2 protein-coding genes are annotated in these 1265 nt (G+C 42.5%); both read left to right on the forward strand.

Going from position 1 to position 1265, the window contains the following annotated elements; all coding sequences use genetic code 11:
- The coding region (locus A9G10_RS12680) for a T6SS immunity protein Tli3 family protein (protein ID WP_065557837.1) at positions 1-664 on the forward strand (664 nt) is incomplete at its 5' end.
- Positions 665-675: 11 nt separating this feature from the next.
- Positions 676-1265: T6SS immunity protein Tli3 family protein (locus A9G10_RS00975; protein WP_218837302.1), on the forward strand; the 590-nt coding region annotated here is incomplete at its 3' end.

A 1265-nucleotide genomic window follows, 5' to 3' on the forward strand; every position in this document is an offset into this window, starting at 1 on the left:
ACTGGTACAAATAGCAAGTTATCTGCTGTTTTTATTGGGCGTGTGGGCGGTTTCGCCAGTCAATAATTTACGCCAGCCCAAAGTTGTCAGTCCGTCACAAGTTGTCTATCGATTTGACGAAAACCGTTATCTGCTATTAACCGGTTACCGTTGCCAAGGTCAACTCTATTTCATTGACGATAAAGAACAAGTTTATTACCTTTTATCTGCCGGCTCTCGGGAAATTTATACCGAACCCTATCGACACCCTGCTAAAAACTATATTTCTATCCCTTTATCTGATATCTCTGCGATTAATACTTCCATTGACGGGGGGCGTTCATTTCGAAACATCCATGTAGCGGATGGGTACTGGCTAGGCGATCATGATTCTCCCCAATACGATGTAGTTAATGACCAAGCCTTTATTTTAGCTAAAGATGGCAATTTGCATGCCTCGGAACGCCCCTTTGGAACTAAAGCACCCTATATGTTATCAAAACGGGATCAACATAAAAAAATATTAGGTCGCAGCCAAATCATTCCTGACACTATTCCCCCTATTCCTGATGACTACACCGGTTGGGATAAAATGCAATGTGATTATGATGATAATGACACAATTCTGCCCGATAACCACCCCTTGTTAGAAGTCTTTCAACAATGGTTAGGCACCGCCAATTAAGGAACAAACGGATGAAAAAAAAATTAATAACATTATTCATTACGCTGGTTGTAATACCGGTCGGCTCGGTGGTCATTTTGTCGGATATTGCCCCGTTCCCCCCGACCGAACCCATGCCGCTAATGCCACCTAAACCCGAACCTCGCGACGGGTATCAACTTTTTTATAGCTTTGCCCGAAACGGTGAAGTGCTGGATGATTCATTCTATTATGTCAGCACCAAACGGCAGGTGATTTACCGCTATGATGCTGACCGCTACCTTGAACTACAAGGCGAAAATTGCAGTGGGCATATTTGGTTTCATGACGATAAAAATAATATTCACACCTTAATTCAAAAACGGTTTTATACCGCTTATGACTTACCTAAATATCACTATTACAACCCCGGCAAGCAGTATATTGCCATTCCTACTCAAAATTTAACCGACTTTGCCATGTCCGTTGATGGCGGACGGCATTTTATTACAGCCAGAGTATCGCCCATGGCAGCGGTACCCGGTGATGAAGTGAATTTTTTTATTGGTGTGGATGATTCACCAATTCAAGGAATTTATAGCGAACCAGGAAAAAGAAACGCACCTATTACGATTTCAGGCAA

The sequence above is a fragment of the Gilliamella sp. wkB308 genome (assembly GCF_001690185.1).
Classification (GTDB): Bacteria; Pseudomonadota; Gammaproteobacteria; order Enterobacterales; family Orbaceae; genus Gilliamella; species Gilliamella apicola_I.